Origin of the sequence: Ruegeria discodermiae (assembly GCF_030758345.1) — a bacterium.
Lineage (GTDB): Bacteria > Pseudomonadota > Alphaproteobacteria > Rhodobacterales > Rhodobacteraceae > Ruegeria_C.
Genome location: NZ_JAVAMO010000064.1, coordinates 1 through 889, shown reverse-complemented (window position 1 = coordinate 889; position 889 = coordinate 1). Strand labels below are relative to the sequence as shown.

1 protein-coding gene is annotated in these 889 nt (G+C 55.7%); it reads right to left on the bottom strand.

Annotated features, from left to right (window positions below; all coding sequences use genetic code 11):
• Positions 1-53 precede the first annotated feature (53 nt).
• The coding region (locus tag Q5Y75_RS28360) for a VOC family protein (protein ID WP_306203654.1) at positions 54-889 on the bottom strand (836 nt) is incomplete at its 5' end.

The following is an 889-nucleotide window of genomic DNA, read 5'->3' as shown; positions in this document are numbered from 1 at the left end:
CTAGGATCCCTAATGTGGTTTTCGTCGACTGTAATGCCTCTATCGCGACTTCACTAGAAAAGAACTGAAAGAGCTCCGTTCGGGTCCGCGACCAATGCACTACCGCTCCCTATTTCGCGGCTGAGAACCGTACCTTCTATCTCTTGCAAACCTTGAAGCGCTTCTGCAATTTGGGCGACGCGAATACTCGGAACCCAGACTGGGCCATGGTCGCTTTGGCTTGCGCTCTCTGTTCTGTATCCGACATTCGTCTCCTCCCGCACGATGAGCTGCGAGACACTTTCTGATGCATCTAAGGGAACGATACTCCAATTGAGCAATCTGCTATAAAAGTCGGCGGGAAACTCGCTTGCGGTCGCTAGATAGTGCTCTGGGCCGAACTGTCGGGTTGGAACAGGAAAAGCGTGACGCGACTGGCAGATCCCAAAATGAGCGCCAATTGGATCGCGCACAAGGCAATTGCGTCCCACACCAGGAACGTCAAAGGGTGCTTTTTCGACCGTGCCACAGAGTTCCAGAACCATCTCGGCCGCAGCGTCAACGTCCTGCACTTCGACGTAGGGAAGCCATCCAAATGGCGGCCCGCCATTGGCTGCAACGAACCCGGCACCGGCTTCATCCTCAGAAAGCGCAAGGATAAAGTCACGCTCCCCGCCACCCCACGCAAAATCCGTGGCGTGCTCGATCACGTAGCGCCATCGCGCAACCTTCTCATAGAAACATCGCGATAGCGCCGCATCTTCGGTAAAAAGGTCATGCCAGACGATCTGGCCTGCCTCCCTCTGTGGCATCGAATGGTCCTCAAGCATGCACAGCGAATAGCGTCGAACTGGGTCGCGTTCCTTGACCCATATCAACCGGTCAGAGTGGCGGTACGCGTCCGGCAAGA